The 20,509-nt window shown below is 68.4% G+C and carries 15 protein-coding genes and 1 pseudogene; 9 read left to right on the top strand and 7 right to left on the bottom strand.

From position 1 onward, the window contains the following. The first annotated feature begins 88 nt into the window (after window positions 1-88). Window positions 89-964, top strand: coding sequence for an IS5 family transposase (locus JKV81_RS18425; protein ID WP_202076834.1), 876 nt, complete (start codon window positions 89-91; stop codon window positions 962-964). A 14-nt stretch (window positions 965-978) separates the two neighbouring features. Here the strand turns inward: JKV81_RS18425 and JKV81_RS18420 are convergent, their stop codons facing one another. Beyond that, a complete protein-coding gene (locus tag JKV81_RS18420) occupies window positions 979-1,410 on the bottom strand; it encodes a hypothetical protein (RefSeq protein WP_202076833.1) in 432 nt (143 codons plus the stop codon). Window positions 1,411-1,538: 128 nt separating this feature from the next. Next, window positions 1,539-2,009, bottom strand: a complete 471-nt coding sequence (kilB, locus tag JKV81_RS18415; RefSeq protein WP_202076836.1) for a plasmid transfer protein KilB — start codon at window positions 2,007-2,009, stop codon at window positions 1,539-1,541. Window positions 2,010-2,107: 98 nt separating this feature from the next. On the opposite strand from kilB, the pseudogene JKV81_RS36915 reads away from it, so the two are divergent. Further along, window positions 2,108-2,257, top strand: a pseudogene (locus tag JKV81_RS36915) (IS701 family transposase); the annotation flags it as partial. A gap of 1,271 nt (window positions 2,258-3,528) precedes the next feature. Then, on the top strand, window positions 3,529-3,705 hold the full coding sequence (locus JKV81_RS18410; RefSeq protein WP_202076832.1) for a hypothetical protein: 177 nt from the start codon (window positions 3,529-3,531) through the stop codon (window positions 3,703-3,705). 39 nt (window positions 3,706-3,744) lie between these two features. On the opposite strand, the gene JKV81_RS18405 is transcribed toward JKV81_RS18410, so the two are convergent. From JKV81_RS18405 to JKV81_RS18385, 5 genes are read right to left on the bottom strand one after another with little or no spacing between them, the layout of a single operon-like run. Then, the gene (locus JKV81_RS18405; RefSeq protein WP_202076830.1) at window positions 3,745-6,873 is read right to left on the bottom strand and encodes a glycoside hydrolase family 38 N-terminal domain-containing protein; all 3,129 of its coding nucleotides are present in this window, start codon (window positions 6,871-6,873) and stop codon (window positions 3,745-3,747) included. A 58-nt stretch (window positions 6,874-6,931) separates the two neighbouring features. After that, complete coding sequence (locus JKV81_RS18400; RefSeq protein ID WP_241748582.1) at window positions 6,932-8,110, bottom strand: glycoside hydrolase family 76 protein; 1,179 nt, start codon at window positions 8,108-8,110, stop codon at window positions 6,932-6,934. Between the two features lie 51 nt (window positions 8,111-8,161). Further along, complete coding sequence (locus tag JKV81_RS18395) at window positions 8,162-9,022, bottom strand: carbohydrate ABC transporter permease (protein ID WP_129266566.1); 861 nt, start codon at window positions 9,020-9,022, stop codon at window positions 8,162-8,164. Window positions 9,023-9,024: 2 nt separating this feature from the next. Continuing rightward, entirely contained in the window at window positions 9,025-9,984 is a 960-nt protein-coding gene (locus JKV81_RS18390) for a carbohydrate ABC transporter permease (RefSeq protein ID WP_129266565.1), read from the bottom strand. Beyond that, window positions 9,981-11,294, bottom strand: coding sequence for an ABC transporter substrate-binding protein (locus tag JKV81_RS18385; RefSeq protein ID WP_129266564.1), 1,314 nt, complete (start codon window positions 11,292-11,294; stop codon window positions 9,981-9,983). Before JKV81_RS18385 ends, JKV81_RS18390 begins: the two co-directional genes overlap by 4 nt. A 287-nt stretch (window positions 11,295-11,581) precedes the next feature. Between JKV81_RS18385 and JKV81_RS18380 the strand changes: the two genes are divergently transcribed. The 6 genes from JKV81_RS18380 (at window position 11,582) to JKV81_RS18355 (ending at window position 20,164) form a co-directional block, all read left to right on the top strand. Beyond that, on the top strand, window positions 11,582-13,291 hold the full coding sequence (locus JKV81_RS18380) for a class I mannose-6-phosphate isomerase (RefSeq protein ID WP_202076828.1): 1,710 nt from the start codon (window positions 11,582-11,584) through the stop codon (window positions 13,289-13,291). Next, window positions 13,288-14,292, top strand: a complete 1,005-nt coding sequence (locus JKV81_RS18375; protein WP_202076826.1) for an ROK family protein — start codon at window positions 13,288-13,290, stop codon at window positions 14,290-14,292. The genes JKV81_RS18380 and JKV81_RS18375 overlap by 4 nt, the downstream gene beginning before the upstream one ends. Window positions 14,293-14,480: 188 nt before the next feature. Further along, complete coding sequence (locus tag JKV81_RS18370; protein ID WP_202076835.1) at window positions 14,481-15,464, top strand: LacI family DNA-binding transcriptional regulator; 984 nt, start codon at window positions 14,481-14,483, stop codon at window positions 15,462-15,464. 98 nt (window positions 15,465-15,562) lie between these two features. Beyond that, window positions 15,563-18,655 carry an alpha-mannosidase gene (locus JKV81_RS18365; RefSeq protein ID WP_202076824.1) on the top strand — a complete coding sequence of 1,031 codons (3,093 nt, stop codon included), beginning with the start codon at window positions 15,563-15,565 and terminating at the stop codon, window positions 18,653-18,655. A gap of 840 nt (window positions 18,656-19,495) precedes the next feature. Beyond that, window positions 19,496-19,798 carry a hypothetical protein gene (locus JKV81_RS18360; RefSeq protein ID WP_202076822.1) on the top strand — a complete coding sequence of 101 codons (303 nt, stop codon included), beginning with the start codon at window positions 19,496-19,498 and terminating at the stop codon, window positions 19,796-19,798. Window positions 19,799-19,849: 51 nt separating this feature from the next. After that, window positions 19,850-20,164 carry a chaplin gene (locus JKV81_RS18355; RefSeq protein WP_129266559.1) on the top strand — a complete coding sequence of 105 codons (315 nt, stop codon included), beginning with the start codon at window positions 19,850-19,852 and terminating at the stop codon, window positions 20,162-20,164. Window positions 20,165-20,509: the final 345 nt, after the last annotated feature.

Raw genomic sequence — 20,509 nt, 5'->3', positions numbered from 1 at the left:
CCTCCTGGTCTCGTACAGCCCGAAGAAGCTCGGCTTCTTCTAGGCCGTGTATCGAAAGTGGATCTTGGGCTGTGAATGATCACAGTTCATGGGTCGGGGAGATCTCACGGATGAGCAGTGGGCGGCGCTGGAGCCGTTGTTGCCAGAAGGCACCAGGGCGGGGCGGCCGCCCGTCTGGTCTCGCCGACGGTTGATCGACGGCATACGCTTTCGGGTCCGGACCGGTATTCCGTGGCGGGACGTGCCGGTTGAGTACGGACCGTGGGGTCTGGTTTACGACCTCTTCCGCCGGTGGCAACGGGACGGAACCTGGCAGCGGATCCTCACTCGGCTCCAGTCCCTGGCCGACGCGAGGGGGGCGATCACGTGGGACCTGAGCGTCGACTCCACGGTGTGTCGCGCTCATCAGCATGCGGCCGGTGCCCGCAAGCGGGGAGACCTGCAGAAGGAACCGCCGGGCGGTGTCTTCGCCGAGCCCGGAGACCACGGACTGGGAAGGTCGCGCGGCGGGTTCACCACCAAGCTGCACCTGTCCGTCGAGCAGGGCCAGAAGCCCATGTCGATCGTGATCACGGCAGGACAGCGCGGGGACTCGCCGCAGTTCGAATCCGTGCTGGACAAGGTCCGAGTGCCCCGCATCGGGCAGGGTCGGCCACGCGTCCGGCCCGATCGCGTGCGGGCTGACAAGGCGTACGCCTCCCGCAAGAACCGTACCTACCTGCGTCGACGCGGGATCCGATGCACCATCCCGGACAAGGCCGACCAGGCACGCAACCGTCGGAAGCTCGGCTCTCGCGGCGGCCGGCCGCCGCGCTTCGACCCGGTTGACTACCGCGAACGTCACGCGGTCGAGTGCGGGATCAACCGCCTCAAGAGACACCGCGCTGTGGCTACCCGGTACGACAAACTGGCGGTCCGCTACGAGGCGACTGTCCTCATCGCTGCCATCAACGAGTGGCTGTGATCGGCACCCCGTCGCTAGAGCTCGTAGTCCTGGGACAGCTCCTCCCAGCGGATGCTGCGCAGCGCAAGGTCGGCGTCCTCGCCCGACGGGACATCCAAGCCGGCCTGGAACCAGACCACGGTGAGAGCGGAACGGTGCAGCGCCGAATCGAGCTCAAGGGCGACCGCCGTCGACCGGAAGGCCCCGATGCAGGCCACGGAAGGCAGCACCTCAACGGGGCCGAAGGCGCCGGCAGTCTGGTCCGGGTACTCGCAGGAGGGTGGCACCAGATGGACCGGCGTGGAGGGAAACGCGCGTTCAGCTTGCCACTGGAGACCCCTGACCTTCATGTCATTGATGGGCTTGCAGGGGTAGCCCTCTAGCATCCCTCCGTAGGTCGAAGACATTCGCAGCTCGGTGAGCTCGATCGAACGACCGGACGAGAGGGCTATGTGGCTCAGCGACATGCCGCCACCATATGCGCAAGATCCACTTTCGATACACGGCCTAGTACTCCAGCTGTAGATCGTGATCTTCATGTCTGCTCGCCGTCCGCATGGAGCAAGTCACTCCAGGCGGCGGGGTATGGGCAATGTCAGGTGGTGGCGCCGAAGTACGCAGCGGCAGCGTCGATGAAGCGGTCGTGTGCGGCTCGTGCGGTGTCCTGCGCTGCCGTCAGCTCCTCGATGCTCGTGGCGGCATCGACCATGTCATAGGTGGCGACGACCATCGCCTGTGCGGTGGTGTGGACAGCCGGGTCGGGCACGAGGAGCCGCAGCGCAACCAGGGGGCGGGTGACAGCGGAGCGGGTGATATGAGACTTGGCTCGCAGTTCTTCCAGCTCAGCATCGCTGGCGCCACGCAGCCGAGCCTCTCCACGCATCCACAAGGTTCGACGGTGGTCGGAACCGGCGGAGGCGAGTGTGGTCACCGCGTCGAGCCGGTCGCGGCGCAACTGCTTCGCGGCGGCTGCGCGTTCGGCGCGGCCGGCCGCCAGGTGCTGGAACGTACCGGTGACGATCGATCCGAGGAGCGTCCCGACGACGGCAAGGACTGTGGCGATCATCATCTGCTTTCCTGGTCGGGCGACTGGCCACGGGCGGGTGCGGAGACGGGTGCGGCCACCGTTGATCATCGTGAGTTGTGTGGACTTACGAAGAGACGGTGGCCGCAGGCCACAGCATAGGTCCCGGCCGCTGGCGGGAGGCGTTCGAGGTGGCCATGGCCCGGATTGCGGGTCGGTTCGCGCGGGGCGAACCCTGGCTGCGGGCCGGGCGGTTGGTGCTGGGCCTGGTGTCCGACCTGCCGCGCAAGCCCGACGTCCGCCGACAAGTCGCCGGTAGAGCTGTACTCGCCCTGCCTCGGTCGGCGGAATCCGGTCGGGCTCGGCGCCCATCTGCCGGAGCAGTCGCAGTAACACGGCAGCCGGGGAGAGCTTCAGAGCCCCCGGAATCCTCGCGGAGGTCGACGTAGAACTGTCCGTCGGGAAACTGGGCATGGCAGGCGGCGCCCAGGTGGAGAGCAACCGCAGTGGTGCCGATACCCGGCGGCCCGTACAAGAGCGCGACTCGTGGCCGCCCCGCGGCGGGCCGTGTCGCCTCCCGCCTCAGTTGCTTGACGACATCCTTGCGATCGGTGAAGTGGCGCGAAGCGGGGGGAAGCCCGCTCCCGGAACGAAGGTCCGCCGCATCCCCTGGAAAGCTCCGGACAAGCAGGGACCATTCACCCGCAAACCTCCGGTCGTCCCCCATGCGAGCGTGCACGTGACCAGCGAGTGCCTCCCACCCCTCGCTGTTCGTCGGCAGCGGCGCCTCCCGCCCTGTGGTCCTCGCGCCAGCGCGCCGGTCGACAGGAGCAGCTGCTTGCCCATCTCGCCAGCCGCACCGTTGCCTACCGCTGTGAGGAATGCGGTCAGCGCGCTGAGCGCAACGATCTCCAGCATGTCGGCCTCCTCCCCTAGTCCCCGAACCGAACCACCATTGGCCGGCCTGTATCGCCGTTGGCGCGAGGTGAGAGCGTGGGACGGCTGATCTTCCCCTGTACGACCCACCGAGCAAGCCCAGTTGAAGAGATCATCGGGGATCAGGAACGTCGGTTGCCGAAAGGGACCGGGGGCATTCTCTGTGCTCATGGTGATGAACAGTGGGGCGGGGCCTCGGGGGAACTGTGTCTGGATGCCCGGCTGTGGGGGAAGGGGAGCGGGCTGTCGCGGCCGTACTCAGCGGTCTGTCATCTCCTCGACACCGGTGCGGTGTTGCAGGCCTTGTGGGATCTCATTCTGAGCAACGAGGATGGGGGATCGCACGGTGGCATCCTTCTGGGCAGGGCTGTACGGCATCGGCAAGATCACTCCGCCGTTCCAGCCCCAGGCCCACACCCTCTACAGCCCCGCTCGCGATGGACCGTCTTACATCAGCGCACCGGGAGCCGAGCGCCAGAGAGGGTTCCGCTACGAGATCGCCTCCCACTGGGCGCTCTACGAGCCGTTCGCGAAGGCCGGGTCAGCTTCGACACTGGGATCGCCTTGCGCAACATCCTTGAGAGTCCTCCCCTCCGACTGACGCCCTCGACTGGTCGATCCCGGCATGCCCGTCTTCACCAACGACGCACCGCCTCATCACCAGGACGTCGCCCGCGGTGAAGGCGTTGTGATGCAGCCTGCCGCTCGAACCCGTCCCGTCCTCTGCCTGGACGTCGGCCTGGCCGAGAACGGCCGCTCCGGCGACTCCGTGTACCTGCGGACCTGGGACGACAGCCCCTGAGCACAGGCCGGGTGACGTGGACATGGACCGCTTTCCGCTTCACTCGGAGCCCGGGTCGCGATGTGTCGTCAGCGACACCCCTGTGGTACCGAGCCGGGGCACGGGGACGCGCAGCGAGCCGTCCGCCTCCGTGTGCAGGGTGGCACCCTCCGCGCCGAGGTAGTCGGCGCATACTGCGCCAGTGACGGTAAACCCGGGGGTGAGTCGGCAGATGACGGGTTCTTCCGCGAAGGACTGCAGGCGCACGAGGACACGTCCTGGCTCGGGCACGGTCAGGCCGAGGACCCGTACGCGCGGGTCGTCGAGGGTCAGCAGCGAGTAGGTGGTGTCGGGGCTGGCTTCGGGCTCCCGGCCGGCTCGCACCGGCACCAGGGGGCGGCTGCCGACGGCGGCCGTACGCATGCCGAGCACCGCACCGCCGGAGGCCCGTTCCTGCTGCCAGCCGACGCTGTAGCGGAACACATGGTCGAATGCCTGCTCCGAGGGGAAGTTGGTGTCCCAGACGTTGTTGTGGACCCAGGAGAAGACCGTCCCGGGCTCCTCCTGGGCCAGTGACTGCGGATACGGCACGTAGGGGATGGCGACCCCGCCCACCTGGATCAATGGGGCGTCCTGGGTGGCGAGTGCAGCGCTGGTGCCGCTCTCCTGGAGGCTGACCCAGCGGCGGATCGCCCGCATGTGCTGGGCGGATCCGGGCACCGTGGGCAGACCCGTTCCCGTGACCCCGCCGGTCGCCTCCATCCGTACGGACGGGGAGCTCATCGCGAACGGGAAGGCGAAGAACGCACTTTCCTTCGTCAGGGTCGCGGTCTTGTCGATCCTGTTCTCCAGGTCGATCCGAGCACTCGCGTGCGGCAGATGGACCGTGACCCGCAGGCGTCGCGTACCCGCGGCCGCACACTCATAGACCAGTGTCTCCCCGGTGGCGTCCGAGGTCCGCCCCACCAGGGCTGCCAGGGATGCCGTTCTCCGCGTGGCCAGCAGGTGCATCGAAGCGTCAGCCGTGGTCTTGCTCGACTGATGGTTGAACCCGCCGGCCGTGGCGTACTCGTCGTACAGATAGCCGTTGAAGCCGACGGTGGCGTCCTGCCGGACCAGCTCGTCTCCCGTCCGCTTGTCCACGATCGAGTCGATGCACGCGGACGACAGGTCGACGTGAACGCGCAGGAATTCGTTTTCCAGAACCGTGGAGGTGCCGGCGCTGTCCATGTCTTCCGCCGGCAGCTCTGCTGCGGGGGCGACAGCGGGCTCGATGTCCACACGTACCGCCCCGTGGGCCGGTACGTCTGCCAGCCGGAACAGCAGGAAACGTCCCGCCGCGCGGTGGAGTTCGTTGCTCTGCTCCTCCTCCGTCACCTCCAGTGTCGAACCGTCGCGGGAGTCGACGACCCTCACCGCGTCGGCGAGGGGCACCGTGCTCTCGGGGAGGAAGAGCCGGACCGCCTCGGAGCGCACCCAGCTGCACGTGTTGACGACGTAGTAGCCGGCGAGCGTGCCCTCGCGGGGAGCCAGCCGCTCCCCCAGTGCGGCGCTCGCGGCATCGAGCAGGGTGCGCGCCCCGTCGTGGGCGCGCAGGGCCTGGGCGTACTTCCAGTGCCACTGGCGCTCGCCCGAGGCGTGGCCGTGGTCGCCGTGTGTCCAGGGGTCGCCGGCGCCCCAGGTGTGCTCGTTGAACAGCGAGGCCGCGCGGTACACCTCGGGCGCAGACTCGGTGATTCCCGACCCGTTCGGTGCTCCCAGGATGTGCGCGTGTCCCGCGAGGGTCTGCGCGTCGGTGATCGCGGCCTGCGCGTCGCGGGTGGCGGCCAGGGGCACGGCGCCCGCGCCGACGCCGTCGACCCACCAGTCCGTCCAGTCGCCCTCGAACGTCTCGATCTGGTCCCCGAGCCGTTCCTCGGCATCGATGAAGAAGTCCTCGTTGCGCGAGGTACGCAGGATGGGGAAAGCCCATTCCTCGTTCCACCGGCGCACGGTGTCCGCGATGATGCGGCGCGGTGGTCCATTGTCCGCGAACTTGCCCAGGACCCGCAGGTGCAGGATGTCCCACGGGTACGGGTCGCCCTTGAACTCCTCGTCCAGAACGGGGAATCCCGGGATGCCTCGGCCTTCGTGCGGGTACTGGTGGTTCACCATTGCGGTGAGGTAGTTCGGCAGCAGGTCGTCGACGCGGTCGAAGGATTCATCGAATCCGATGATCGACCCTTCCATGTAGGCGAGGCCGTGCGGGGTGTCGGTGCGCCACACGAGCACCTCGCGCCCGCTCGGCGCCCGCCAGCGGAACAGGCGCGGCAGGTCCTGGCCGCCGACGTGGTGAGGCACCGCGCGCCCCGCCCAGTTGTGGGCGACCGACAGATAGCGGATCCCGCTGTCGGCGAGGACGTCGGGAAGGCCGACGACCTGGCCCGGCACGTCCGTCTGCATGGCCGTGGTGACGTGGATGCCGTCTTGATCCCGCAACTCGCGTATAGGACGCAGAAGTTCGTGCAGTTCATCGGTGGAGCAGGTCTCGGTGTGCAGGTTGAAGGGCATCGCAGCCAGCTCGATGCGGCCTTCGCGTACCCGGTCCAGGAACTCCGCGACCTGCCGCGGCGGACGGTTCTGCGACCAGTTCTCGTAACTGAAGAATCCCTCGACCGCCCAGCGGAACTTCGACTCGTCGGGCCAGTCGTCCGTGGTTCGGCACAATTCGAGCAGGGAGTCGAGGTACTTGCGTCCCTCGGCGAGCACCGTGCTCTGCGGGTCGGTGTAGCCGATGTCCAGGTGGGCGTGCTGGACGAGGTGCAGGGTCCAGTGGCGTTGCGGGGTCAGCAGTACCTCGACGCTTTCCCCGGCTGCCAGCTCCGGCAGTTCGACCAGGACCGGTGTGGGCGCGTCCACCTCCGGGACAAGGAGCCGGATGCTTCCGCCCGGCCCCGGCAGGACGTCGCAGCGCAGCTCACTGCCCGCGACGGTGGTGACGCGTGCACGGGTGACCGTTCGACCGCCTGTGGTCACGCGGACGGACTGGAGCAGGCCGCCTCCGCCGTCGTGGCGTAGCAGCGGCTCGCAGGCGAGGCGGATCCGGTGTCCGCCGAGGACTCCTTCGGCAGACACCGCGCGGTCCCGCAGGATGTCGCGGGCAATGTTCGAGTCCCACCAGGAGGGACGGGCAAGTTCGGGGCGGGGCATGGAAGAGGTCTCCACTCGTGTGCGGTGCTGGGACGTGCTGCTCGGGGCCGGGTGGGGCTCAGGAAGGGTCGGAGGCGAGGCCGGCAAAGATCTGGATCATGGCGGACTGGTGAAGCGTCTCGGCCTGTGCGGCCGGGGCGTGGTCACCGCCGCCGGAAGGCTGGAAGCGGAAGAGGCCGTCGGACGGTGTCCGGTTGTCCTTCCAGGCATGCTCCGCGTAGGCGACGGCCGTCGTTCGGTACGCGGGGTTCGGCCGCACCTCGTCGAGGATGCGGAGGTTGTCGAAGTAGAAGGCGTTGAAGATCGCCGGCTGGTCGTGCAGCCGGTCGCCCTGCTTCCAGTAGCCGAGTGACCCGTTGGCGTCCTCGACGGCACGGTCCAGGTAACTCCGGTCACCGGTCGCCCGGTAGAGGGTGGTCGCTGTGCCGATCATCGCGCCGGAGTTGTAGGTCCACAGGGTCTTGTTGACGGTGCCGTCGTCGTCGCGGCTGTTGTCATACAAACCGGGTGAGCGGCGCAGGCACGACCAGTTCCACTCGTACCACTTCCTCGCGCTTGCGAGGTAGCGATCGTCGCGCTCGATGGCGTAGAGCTCGGCGGCCAGTTGGGCGGACAGCCCCGTCACGTTGGCGGCGCGCATGAAGTTGTCCGGGGAGTCGACCCAGTGCAGGCCCCCCGGACACGGCTTGGTGGGGTCGTCGTCCCAGCCGCGGCCGACGACGTCGAAGGTCTCCGCCGCCCGCTCGAGGTAGACCTTCTTGCCGGTCGCCCGGTACTGGTCGAGGAAGGTGAGCCCGACGACGGCGTTGTCGTCGTAGAAGACATCGCCGCCCTGGCCGAGCGGGGCGGGCAGGTAGGAGTCGTAACCGGGCCTGCCGTCACGGGGGTTGAAATACAGCCGCAGGGTGGTGAAGCGCTCGGCGGCATCGCGGTCGTAGCGGGTGCCGACGTGCGGCAGTTCGGACATGTCGACGGTGGCGGCGGCCGCCTCGCGCAGGGGCCAGAGGTACGAGTGAGGGTTCTCCTCCTCCTTGCGCGGCGTCTTCTCCAGGTACAGGCCGTGCTCCTGCCGGCCCTGGTAGAGGTGATGCTGCAGGGCGTCGTAGCTGGCCTCGGCACGGTGCGCCCAGGTGGCGGGCGTGGTAGCCCGGTCGTCGCCGGCTGCGGCGGCGGGGCTCGTCCACAGCGCTCCGGAGACGACGGCGAGGGCGAGGGCGGCGCGTACGGGTGTTTTCACCAGGGTCTGCCTTTCGGGAAGGTGGATCGGTGAGGGGCGGCCGGGCGCGGCTCAGCCGTGCAGCTTGAGGCTGCTGACGAAGAACCGCTGTGCGGAGAAGAACAGGACGACGGTCGGCAGCGAGACGAGCAGCGCGCCGCCGAGGACCACAGGGGGGCCGACGTTGGAGTAGTTGCCCTGGAGCTCGGCAAGGGCGGCCATCACCGGGCGGATGTTGCTGCTGGTGGACAGCGTGATGCCGAACAGCAGGTCGTTCCAGACGGCGACGAACTGGAAGACGAACGCGGCCACCATGGCGGACCGGGACAGCGGCACGTGGATCTGCCAGAAGATCCGCCACCACGAAGCTCCGTCCATCCGGGCGGCCTCGATGATCTCCGGTGCAAGCGTCAGCGCGAAGTTGCGCATGATGAAGTACGCGAACGGGATGGCGATGGCCACGTACACCAGGAACAGCCCGAACTGGGCGTCGTAGAGCCCGGTATCGGCGTACGCCAGGAACAGTGGCCGCAGGAAGACCTGGAGCGGCAGCAGGGTGCCCGAGTAGATCAGCCAGAACCACAGCGTCTTATGTGTAACGGGCATGATGACGGTGGCGAATGCTGCGGTCGTGGCCACCACGATGGCCGCGGCAGCGCTGGTGACGGCGTACAGCAGGCTGTTGCCCATGGAGGGGCCGAGATCCGCCTGCGTCCAGGCCTGGGACATGTTGTCGAAGAGACCGAAACCCTGTGGCCACCAGTGCGGCGTGCCGCCGTAGTCGGCAGCGGGCACCAGGGCGTTGACCAGAAGAAGCCACGTGGGCAGTGCCCAGACCAGGGAGATGACCACCAGGGTCGCGTTGCGCAGGATCCGGCCCGGCGTGAACCTCGCCCGCGGAGCGGACCTGCGTGTGGTGCGGATGGTGGTCATGATCAGTTGCCTTTCGGGGTCAGCTGACGGCGCAGGTACAGCCACGACGCCACCAGCACGATCGTGGTGAGGACGACCGCGACCGCCGCGCCGGCTCCTGGGTGCAGGGCGAGGAAGGTCTCCTGGTACATCGAGACCGCGAGCGTCTCCGACGCACGGCCGGGCCCGCCCTGGGTGAGCACCCAGATCAGGTCGAAGGACTTGAGCCCGTTGACCAGGCTGGTGCCGACGACGATCACCGAGACGGTCCGCAGCTGGGGCAGGACGACGTACCAGAACTTCCGCCAGCCCGCCGCACCGTCGAGGGAGGCGGCCTCGAGAGTTTCGGGCGGGATGGTCTGGAGGCCTACCAGGAAGAGGATCACGGCGACGCCCGCCGACTGCCACGTGTTGGCAGCGATCATGACCAGCGTGTTGCCGGGCCATTCGAGGAGCCAGCCCTGGGCCAGTGAGTCCAGGCCGAACGCCTTGAGCATCTGGTTGGCGGCGCCGTCCGTCGTGAGGACGAAGTTCCACACGACGGCGACGGCCGAGCCGGACAGGGCGTAAGGAAGGACGACGACCAGGCGGGCCACACGGGACCACCCACCGGTGTGCGTCAGCACGGCGATGGCCAGGCCGAGCAGAAGCGGGAGCGCGACCGTGCCGACCACCCACATCAGGGTGTTCTGAATCGACCGGGTCAGTGCGGGGTCGCTGAGGAAGAGGGCATAGTTATCGAGACCGGCGAAGCCCGAGATGCGCCGGTCGTCGAAGAAGCTCCGGTAGACGGTCGAGGCGAACGGGAGCAGGAGCAGTGCACTCACCAGGAGCACGGCGGGAGCCAGGAACCCGGCCGTAGCGAGCTTCTCCCGAATCCGCCTCCCGGGACGCTGCCCGGGCGTGGGGCGGACCGGCCGCGGGTCGGGTGAGCTCGGTGACGCGGCGAACACCGATCGCCGCTGGTCCACGGAAGAACTCATGCCTCGTCCCTCTCCCACTCGGCCCACTCCTTCGACGCACGGCTGGCCATGCTGCGCAGCGTGGATCGCGGGGAGGAGGCGCCGGTCATGAAGCTCCCCAGGTCGTCGGTGTTGCCCTGGACGAGGTTGGGCGGGCCCGACTCGCCGTAGCGGGGCAGCAGCGTCCAACGCTCTTTCAGCGCACGGTCCTTGAGGCCCGCCATCAACGGATTACCGGGATGGGAAAGCGGATTGGCCGAGGCATCCTGGAGGAAGTCGGTCCATACCTTCTGGACCTTCGGGTCGAGCCAGTGCGCCGCGTTGGCCATCGCCGCCTCATGCGAGACAGCTTTGCGCGGGACGGCGAGAACGCCGGACTCGGTGATCACGGAGCGGCGGGTGGATTGCTCGACGGGCGGCATGACGAAGGCGTCGAAGTCGACACCCGGCTTCATGCCGGTGGCCGCGATCCCCTGGGACTGCCAGGATCCGTGCAGGAACATCCCGACCCGCCCGGTCTTCAGCGCGGCTGGGCCGTTGTTCTGGTCGAAGTCGGCCGGCGTCATCCAGCCCTTGTTCATGAAGTCCTGCCAGATCTGCAGAGCCTTCTGCGCCTGTGGGTCGGTGTACTGCGCCTTCCCACTGATCAGCTCCGCGTAGAACGTGGGGTCCACCTTGCTGACGAGCTCCTGGAACCACTCGTACGCGGGCCAGTTGCCGGTCTGCGTGGCGACGAACGGGACGACGCCGGCCTTCTTCAGCACTTCGGCGTTGTGCAGCAGCTCGTCCCAGGTGTCCGGCGCCTTGAGGCCGTGCTTGCGGAAGAGACCCGTGTTGTAGAAGAACACGTAGTACGACTCGTAGAGCGGTATCCCGTACACAGAGCCGCGATAGGACATCGCCTCACGAGTCTGGGGAGTGACCCAGCCCTTGCGTTCGTATGCGGCCCAGACCGAGGAGAGGTCACTGAGTTCCCCGGTGCGGGCCAGTGACTTGAGGAAGTAGCCCGAAGCCCACTTGATCATGTCGGTGGCCTTGGTCGTCTGCAGCGAGATCTGCGTGACCTGCTTGTACGACGTCGGGTTCGGATTGGACAGGGGACGCAGCGCGTACCCGGTGAGCTTCTTGAGTTCCTGCCCGGCCGCGACATAGCCCTGGTCCCAGGTGGCGTTGTCATTGGCGAGCGAGGTGGTGCCGGGCTTCACCGCGGTGCTGTCGCCCCGAGCGCAGCCGGCCAGCGTGGCCACGGTCCCCGCTCCGATGCCCGCCAGGACGCTGCGCCGGCCGAGTGGGTGGGACGACCAGTGTGCCGCCCCGCCGATTGATCTCATGGGTTCCCTTCCCTGTGGATCCCGGAAGGGATCCCTGACTCTGGGGTGTGGTGGGTGAGAGGGCGTCGGCCCTCCGCGAGATCTCGCCGTACCGCATGGCATCCGCGGTTCGGATTGCGAGGATGTTAACGACACCATCTGACTGAAACAAGACCCCGCGACGGAATTCCTCGCCGCATGGGCCCTCAACTGCATCTATGAGCTACAGAGAGACTCACTCCTTGTCCCCCTGCATGGTTATCGATACCATTCCGGCGGTTGCCCCGCTCACCACTTCAGGAGTACCTGTGAACTCAGAGCCCCGACCGTACGAGCTCAACCCCCGCTATCCGGCCACCGGCACCGTGGTCACCGGGTGGAACGAGGCAGTGGCGACCCTGCCCGACCAGCCGATCGTGCTCGCTCTGGACGGGCCCGCAGCCCTGGACTGGAACGAGGCCGCCCGGGGGATCGCCGCAGCCTTGCGTGCACGGTCCACCGAAGTCGGCGTCCTCGACGTGCGGGAGCGCTGGTCCCCAGCAGCCGTCGAGCGGTTGTGCACCCCTCACGACGAGGCCGACGCATTCTTCCTGCCACTCGCCGAGTTCGAGATGGCCGACCTCTTCGAGGGCCCGCTGACCGTCGAGCGGCCCACGAACGGCGTCCTGCTGGTCTTCGGCCCCGGCGCCGCCCTGTGCTCACCCGATCTGACCTGGTGGGCCGACCTGCCCAAGCGGTACGCCGAGAGCGCCGTGGCCTCCGGCACCCTGCCCGTGGGCGTCAACCTCGGGCACCCCGACGTCCCGGGCGAACTACGCCGCCTCTTCTACTCGGACTGGCCGGTCGCCGACCGCCACCGCGATGCGCTCGCGCCTCGGATCGATCGATGGATCGACGTACAGGACCCGCACTCCCCCGCTTCCCTCGCCGGCCCAGAGGTCCGCTCGACCCTCGCCGAGCTCGCCCGGCAGCCCGTGCGCACCCGCCCGTACTTCAACTCCACTGCCTGGGGTGGCCGATGGGCGGCGGAGAAGCTCGGCTTCGAGCCCGACAACGGCAACACCGCACTCGGCTACGAGCTGATCGCTCCCGAAGCCGGCGTTCTCATCGGCCAGGGGGCCGGGGCACAGGTCGAGCTGCCCTTCCAGCTGCTGTGCGTCCTGCACCCCGAACGGTTCCTCGGCGCGGACGTGCAAAGGCGCTACGGCACCTCGTTCCCCATCCGCTTCGACTACCTCGACACCGTCGGGGGTGGCAGCCTGTCGCTGCACTGCCACCCGCAGGAGCAGTACATGCGGAAGCACTTCGGCTGGCCCTACACCCAGCACGAGACCTACTACGTCACAGCGAGCGAGCCCGACTCCCAAGTCCTCCTCGGGCTCCGGCAAAATGCCGACGTGGACCTGATGCGCAAGGAAGTGGAGGCGTCGGCGACGCACGGCACACCGCTGCGCGTCGACGACCATGTCCAGACGTTCCCTGCCGATCCCGGCCAGCTGTTCATGATCCCGGCCGGCACGCCGCACGCCTCCGGCGCGGGCAACCTCGTGCTGGAGATCAGTGCCACGCCGTACCTCTACTCCCTGCGGTTCTACGACTGGCTGCGCCGCTCCTCCGGGGTGCCCAGGCCGTTGTCCCACCAGCACGCCTTCGCCAACCTCGACACCACGCGACGTGGCACCGAGGTTGCCAAGGATCTCGTTCAGCAGCCTCGCGTCCTGCGTGAGGGCGCGGGCTGGCGCGAGGAGGTCCTCGGTGCCCTGCCCGAGATGTTCTATGTTGTCCACCGCTTCGTACTCGACGGAACGGGGCCGGCGCACGACGACACGGAGGGCCGTTTCCACATCCTTAACGTCGCCGCCGGTGACGGCGTGGTGGTGGAGACCGCCGACGGCCACCGTCACGACCTCGCGTTCGCCGAGACGCTTACTGTTCCGGCGGCGGTGGGCGGGTACCGCCTGCACCCCGTCGGTGCACGGCCCGTACAGGTCGTCAAGTCCCTGGTGGCGCCCTCATGACCCGGGTGCCCGTGCTGGAGATCGGCGGCACCCACGTCACCGCCGCCTTGGTGGACATGACGACCGGATTGCCGGTCACCGACTCCCTCGTCCGCAGACCGGTGCCGGCCGACGCGGGCGCCGCGGAGATCCTCGACTCCTTCGCCGAGGCTGCCCTGCACCTAGCGGCGCCCGCCGAGGCGCACTGGGGCATCGCCATACCGGGGCCGTTCGACTACGCGGCCGGTATAGGAAAATTCCGGGGCATCGGCAAGTTCGAGGCTCTGCACGGCATCGACGTCGGGGCGGAACTGCGCGACCGGCTGCCGCACCCGCGGGCCATCAGCTTCCTCAACGACGCAGACGCCTTCGCCTTGGGGGAACACCACAGTGGGGCCGCGGCACGCCGGAGACGGTCGGTGTGCGTCACCCTCGGCACCGGCGTCGGATCCTCCTTCCTGTGCGACGGGCACCCTGTCACCAAGGGCGCCACTGTCCCGCCCGGAGGACGGGCTCACTGCATCACCGTCGACGGACTGCCACTGGAAGAAGTGGTCTCGCGATGGGCGATCCGTACGCGGTATGCCCGCGCCGCAGGTCTCGACGGGCCGGCCGAAAGCCCGGACGTCAGCGCCATCGCCGCACTGGCCCGCCGAGGCGACCGGCAGGCGGCCGAGACGATCAGCGGGTGTTTCACCACGCTTGGGCGTGCCCTGGCGCCCTGGTGTGCCGCCTTCCGGCCGGACGTGATGGTGATCGGCGGCTCCATGGCCAGATCCTGGGACCTCATCGGCCCCGCGCTGCGGGCGGGCCTCACTACCGGGGCCGAAGCCGCCGGTCCGGAAGCGGATCGAACCGTCGCCGCGATGGATCTGTGTACCGCCCGACGGCCGGACGACGCACCCCTGATCGGCGCCGCACACTGGACCCTGGGACTTCGGACGGAGGGTGAGCCGCCGGAAGAGGCTGCCCTCGCCGCCGCCCCCGCACCTGGTCTCGCCCACCGAGCAGCTCGGCCATGACCGCCCCGGCCCGCGAGGGCACGCCGCAGCATCCACCCGCCGGGGTTGACGGCACCGCGGGCCCGACACTCTCTACAATGGCGGCGCCCGTGGCTCCCGCGACCCACCGACGGCGCACAACCCCTGACGGCACGAAGAAAGGACCGGCCGTGGCGCAGCACCGACCGAGTGACGCCGGCGCGCCGACCATGCGTGACGTCGCCGCCCGTGCCGAGGTCAGTGCGATGACCGTCTCCCGGGTGCTCAAGGACGACCCCCGGGTCACCGAGGCGACCAGGAGGCGGGTGCTGAGCGCCGTCGACGCTCTCGGCTACCGGCGCAACGAAACCGCCCGCCGTCTGCGGGTCGGCGGCAGCGGGATGATCGGTCTGCTCGTCACAAACCTGGCCAACCCCTTCTACTCAAGGCTTGCGCTGGGCGTCCAGGAGGTGGCCTACGCACACGGCCTGCGGGTCCTGCTCGGCAACACCGCCGAACAGGTCGACCGGGAGCGGGGTCTGGTCGAGGACCTCGCCGCCAGTCAGGTCGACGGCATGATCGTGGTGCCGGCCAGCGGCAGCCATCGTCACCTGACACCGGCCGCGCTGCGCGGCATGCCCCTGGTCCTCGCCTCACGGCCGCCGGCGGGGCTGGAAGCCGACTGCGTGCTGGTCGACGACTTCGGCGGAGCCGAAGCGGCCACCAGCCGACTCATCAAGGACGGACACCGGCGTATCGGTTTCCTCGGCAACCCCCCGGCGCTCTACACCGGTGCCGAACGGTTCCGCGGCTACTGGGCCGCCCACGAAGAAGCCGGGCTGGAACCCGACGAGCGTCACATCCGCCGCGGACTGTCCGACGTGGCCGCGGCCGAACGCGCCGCCGTCGCCCTGCTGAGCGGGCCTGACGCACCCACCGCGCTCTTCTGCACCAACAACCGCCTCACCCACGGCGCCATCCGGGCCGTTCGCACCCTCGGCGCCCCGGTGCCGCTGGCCGGATTCGACGATTTCGACCTCGCGGACGTCCTCGGACTCTCCCTGACGATCGCCTCCTACGACGCCGACGAGATCGGGCGCAGGGCGGGTCAGATGCTCATCGACCGCATCAACGCCGGGTCCGACACCCCGCTGCCCGTACGGCGCTCGGTGGTCCCCATCGACGTCATCCGATACGGGGCCGACCTCACCTGAGGGTTCCCCATCCGCACCTTCCCGGGCCCGCCTTCACTCGGCGAGGCACGGCGCACAGACATGCCGCCCACGCGCGCGGAATTCTGGACGGAGTCTCCATGCACGACGACCGCACACTGACCGAACGCCGACTCGCTCGGGTACTCGACCAGCGCCTCAGGCCCGCAGTCCACGCCCGCTCCCTCCCCCTCGATGTGAGCGCTCACCACATCTGCGGCGAACCCGTGCCGGTGAGCGAGGGGATCGCTGGACCTTACAGGCCGATCGACACCGGTGCGTACTGGGGACCGGCCTGGTCCACCAGTTGGTTCAGGATCCGCGGCATCGTGCCTGCGGACTGGGCGGGGCAACGGATCGAAGCGGTGCTCGACCTCGGCTTCAACACCTCGCAGCCCGGCTTCTCCGCAGAGGGGCTCGTGTACCGGGCAGACGGCACGCCGGTGAAGGCACTCAACCCGCGCAACTCTTGGCTTCTGATAGCCGAACAGGCTCAGGGCGGCGAGCGCTTCGAGTTCCATATAGAGGCCGCCGCCAACCCGCTGATCTTCGACTTCGACGCCGCCGGCGATCCCTTCGTCCCCACTCGTGCGGGCGAGGTTGCCTCCTGGCTGCACGCCGATGGCCCCACCGGGGTCGTGGGCGAACCGCTGTACCGGCTGACCCGCATGGATCTCGCCGTCTTCGACGCGACCGTGTGGGAGCTCGTCCAGGACCTCGACGTCCTGTCCGGACTCATGCACCAACTGCCTGAGGACTCCACCCGCCGCAGCCGGATCCGGAACACGGTGGGCAGGGCCCTCGACGCGATCGACCTCCAAAACGTCAGCGGCACCGCAGAACATGCCAGGGCCCTGCTGAGCCCGGTGCTCTCCTCTCCCGCACACGCGAGCGCCCACCGCATCTCGGCCGTCGGCCATGCACACATCGACACGGCCTGGCTGTGGCCGGTACGAGAAACCGTCCGCAAGGCGGCCCGCACCGTCGCGAACGTGACCGCGCTGATGGACGACCATCCCCACTTTCGATTCGTCATGTCCCAAGCCCAACAGCTGGCCTGGCTCAAGGAACAGCGCCCCGAGGTGTACGCCCGGGTGCAGCAGAAGGTGGCGACCGGGCAATTCCTGCCGACCGGCAGCCTCTGGGTCGAACCCGACACGAACCTTTCCGGCGGCGAGTCCCTGGTCCGCCAGTTCGTTCACGGCAAGCGGTTCTATCTGGAGGAATTCGGCATCGAGACACGCGACATGTGGCTGCCCGACACCTTTGGCTACAACGCCGCACTCCCCCAGCTCATGAAGCTCGCCGGCATCGACTGGTTCCTCACGCAGAAGATCTCCTGGAACACCACGAACGCTTTCCCCCACCACACCTTCTGGTGGGAGGGCATCGACGGCTCCCGCATCTTCAGCCACTTCCCACCCGTCGACTCCTACAACGGCGACCTCTCCGGCGCCGACATCGGCCACACCGAACGCAACTTCCGCGACAAGGGGGCTGCCAATCGCTCGCTGGTGCCGTTCGGTTACGGTGACGGCGGGGGCGGACCCACCCGCGAGATGCTGGCGCGCGCCGACCGGCTCGCAGACCTTGAGGGCTCGGCGAAGGTCGAGATGGAGGGCCCCACCGAGTTCTTCACCAAGGCACAGCAGGAGTACGCAGACGCGCCGGTGTGGGTCGGCGAACTCTACCTGGAACTCCACCGCGGCACCCTCACCAGCCAGCTCGCCACCAAGCAGGGCAACCGACGCTGCGAACACCTCCTGCGGGAGGCGGAGTTGTGGTCGGCAACAGCTGCCGTGCGCACCGGTGAGCCGTACCCCTACGCCGCGCTCGACCACATCTGGAAGACCGTCCTCCTGCAGCAGTTCCACGACATCCTGCCCGGCTCCTCCATCGCCTGGGTACACAGGGAAACGGAACAGGCCCACCAGGAGGCCGCCCGCAAACTGAACGCCATCATCGAAACCGCCCAGCGATCCCTGGCCGGCCCACCGGGCTCCGACGGCGGCGAGGTCGTCTTCAACGCAGCCCCGCACAGCCGCGACGACGTACCCGCCCTCGGCGCCGTGCCCCGCAACACGGCGCCTCGCTCGGTGCCCGTGCGGCCCGGCGACGACGGCAGCCTCGTCCTGGACAACGGCCTTGTGCGCATCACGGTCGACGCCCGAGGGCTGATCACGTCCGCGTACGACCTGACCGCCGAGCGTGAAGCGCTCGCCCCCGGAACGGTGGGCAACCTGCTTCAGCTCCACCAGGACTTTCCGAACCAATGGGACGCCTGGGACATCGACGCCTTCTACCGCAACACCGTGCAGGACCTCACTGAGGCCGACGACGTCACCGCCGACGGCAACGCCATTGAGGTCGTACGAAGCATCAACGGGTCGCACATACGTCAACGGATGTCGCTGCCTGAAGGGGCCCGCCGGCTCGACATCGACACCACCGTCGACTGGCGGGAGCGGGAGAAGATCCTCAAGGCAGCCTTCGCCTTCGACCTCCGGGCCGGCCACTCCACCAGCGAGATCCCGTTCGGCCACGTCCAGCGGCCCACCCACTCCAACACCAGCTGGGACGCGGCCCGCTTCGAGATCTGCGCCCACCGCTTCCTGCACCTCGCAGAGCCTGACTGGGGAACGGCCCTGGTCAACGACTCCACCTACGGCCACGACGTCACTCACGATGTACGTCCCGACGGCGGTACGACAACCACGGCCAGGCTCTCGCTGTTGCGCGCCCCCCTCTTTCCCGACCCGGAAGCCGACCAGGGCGAACACCGATTCCGCTACGGCTTGGTGCTCGGGGCGGACATCGGCGACGCCGTCCGCGAGGGCTACGCCTTCAACCTTGCCGAACGCACCGCCGCCGGCACGAACGCCGTCGCCCCACTGGTCGAGGTCGACCACGTCGGCGTCGTGATCGAGGCGGTCAAACTCGCCGACGACGGCTCAGGAGACGTGATCGTGCGGCTCTACGAGTCGCTCGGCGGCCGTGCCAGGACAACCCTCCGCGCCGGATTCCCCCTGGCCGCCGCCGCCATGACCGACCTCCTCGAACGCCGCCTCACGGACGAACCGGAACTGACCGTCACAGCCGACCGCGTAACACTCGCCTTGCGCCCGTTCCAGATCATGACCGTACGCCTACTACCCGTGACCGAGCCCGCCGTGGGCAATGACGCCGCCGCGTAGCTGCCCAGGAAGGGATCCCGCGCCCGCTCCACGTCCCTCAGCGTAAGCAGCTGTACTCCAGGTCACCCATCCCGTGGTGACCGAGACACGAGTCCTCGAGCTCCTCCTGGAGGAGGGTGCGGACCGACGCGGATGATGGGTCGGGCTGCGTCTACGTATCAGCGGACGGCCCGGCCGCGCCGCATACCTGCCCGGATTTCTTGATGTCGTGACGGGCCACCCCGAGATGTGAGTGGCCCGCCACGTGACATCGCCCGCCACTGGCGCACGGTCCGTCCTCCTCCGAGTGACTGCCGCAGCCCATCGATCAGCTGAGCTCATCGGCGCCGTTCACCGGTTCCCTGCGCCGTCCCCAGGTCCTGCTCCTGGGCCGCTATGCCACCGCCGGCCGCATACGACTGGTGGGCAAGACCAGCCGGCTGAAGCTCGATCCGGCCCGGGGGCCTCACCGCGGTCGGCACTGACCCACCCATGGACCGGCATCCGCTTCACCGCGTCCTGGAACAGCGGCACCACTCTAAAGCCGGTCCTCGTCGCCCCCCGTCCTGGTTGCGGAGGTCGACGCCGCGCGTCCCAGGACCACGGCGTGTGGCGTCACCCGCTGCGGTGCGAACGGCTGGGCCTGGACGCTACCGAAGCTGATGTCCCGACGTTCTTGGAGACGCGGTAGCGGGGCCCGACAGAGCGCGCCCCTCTGCACCCAAGATGGTGCTCTTGCTGCTGTCGGTTGTGACTCAACCGTCTTACACCTATCCGGCTCAATCTCAGCGTCGTGGTGCTCGATGAGGACTCGGTCGTGTCAGACCCGGGCAGGAGCCATTCGGCCCGTCATCATGAGCCATGGACCTCAACGGCGCCGATTGGCAGCCCACCGACATTCATGGTCTGGAAGTCCGCAGCGATGGGCGGGCATTCATCGCCATACGAGTGCATCGCTGGGAAGCGCTCCTGCCACTCTCTCTCCTCCAGGGCACCGTCTCGCCCGCCGTACCGGCGTCCTCGCTCCACGACGAGGCAGCCGCCGGCATCGGCACGCAGGTGGGGCGGGCGGTGGTCAGGCCAATGGGGCACCGGCCATTGAGGGGATTGGCGGCCCCGGGCGGGCGCGTCGAAGTGCTGGATGGAGATGAGCCCGCATGGTGATCGAAGCTGCCCCATACAGGCGGGCAGCACTCACATTCTGCGGGAGATTTCATGTTCAAGCTCGGAAGCGCGGCAGTTCTGGCCGCGGCTGCAGGTTCCCTGGTATTCGCCGGTGCGGGGGCGGCCAATGCCGACGCCGGCGCTGAGGGGTTCGCCTACGGCTCCCCGGGCGTGCTGTCCGGCAACGTCGTCCAGGTCCCCATCCACGTCCCCATCAACGCGTGCGGCAACTCCGTGAACGTCATCGGCCTGCTGAACCCTGCCTTCGGGAACACCTGCATCAACGGTGACTTCGACGGCACGGGCCACGACGACAACAAGGGTGGCCACGACGACGAGAGCGAGGGCTACGGCCGCGGCGAGTAGCACCACCTGAGTCCCTCTCTGCCTGGTTGCTTCGCTTGGGCACAACCAGGCAGAGACCAGCTTCACGGGGCTGGTCGTCCCCGGCTGTTGTTTCTGATCACGGACCCAGTTGATGAGCAGCCTGCTGTCCGACGCCCGAAATTGTCGTCAGGAACTGATAGAGGACGACCGCCGCGCCACGGAGAATCCTGCTGGGCTATCGGCTGGGGACCTCCGGCGCTTGAGTAAGCGCCGGGCCAGCCGCCTGCAGCTTGGCCGAATCGTGGCCTTTTCCGCTGGTCATCGGCTATGCGAGGCGTGTACCGCCAGCAGACGAAGAACCTCCTGGTCTCGTACAGCCCGAAG

Origin of the sequence: Streptomyces silvae (assembly GCF_016745505.1) — a bacterium.
Lineage (GTDB): Bacteria > Actinomycetota > Actinomycetes > Streptomycetales > Streptomycetaceae > Streptomyces > Streptomyces silvae.
This window is presented reverse-complemented; position numbering and strand designations above follow the sequence as displayed.

Coding starts and splice junctions, on each gene's coding strand:
- JKV81_RS18410 (WP_202076832.1), top strand. CDS start 3,529: ATGCCCGTCTTCACCAACGACGCACCGCCTCATCACCAGGACGTCGCC.
- JKV81_RS18405 (WP_202076830.1), bottom strand. CDS start 6,873: ATGCCCCGCCCCGAACTTGCCCGTCCCTCCTGGTGGGACTCGAACATT.
- JKV81_RS18395 (WP_129266566.1), bottom strand. CDS start 9,022: ATGACCACCATCCGCACCACACGCAGGTCCGCTCCGCGGGCGAGGTTC.
- JKV81_RS18425 (WP_202076834.1), top strand. CDS start 89: ATGGGTCGGGGAGATCTCACGGATGAGCAGTGGGCGGCGCTGGAGCCG.
- JKV81_RS18370 (WP_202076835.1), top strand. CDS start 14,481: ATGCGTGACGTCGCCGCCCGTGCCGAGGTCAGTGCGATGACCGTCTCC.
- JKV81_RS18360 (WP_202076822.1), top strand. CDS start 19,496: ATGGACCTCAACGGCGCCGATTGGCAGCCCACCGACATTCATGGTCTG.
- JKV81_RS18420 (WP_202076833.1), bottom strand. CDS start 1,410: ATGTCGCTGAGCCACATAGCCCTCTCGTCCGGTCGTTCGATCGAGCTC.
- JKV81_RS18355 (WP_129266559.1), top strand. CDS start 19,850: ATGTTCAAGCTCGGAAGCGCGGCAGTTCTGGCCGCGGCTGCAGGTTCC.
- JKV81_RS18375 (WP_202076826.1), top strand. CDS start 13,288: ATGACCCGGGTGCCCGTGCTGGAGATCGGCGGCACCCACGTCACCGCC.
- JKV81_RS18385 (WP_129266564.1), bottom strand. CDS start 11,294: ATGAGATCAATCGGCGGGGCGGCACACTGGTCGTCCCACCCACTCGGC.
- kilB (WP_202076836.1), bottom strand. CDS start 2,009: ATGATCGCCACAGTCCTTGCCGTCGTCGGGACGCTCCTCGGATCGATC.
- JKV81_RS18390 (WP_129266565.1), bottom strand. CDS start 9,984: ATGAGTTCTTCCGTGGACCAGCGGCGATCGGTGTTCGCCGCGTCACCG.
- JKV81_RS18365 (WP_202076824.1), top strand. CDS start 15,563: ATGCACGACGACCGCACACTGACCGAACGCCGACTCGCTCGGGTACTC.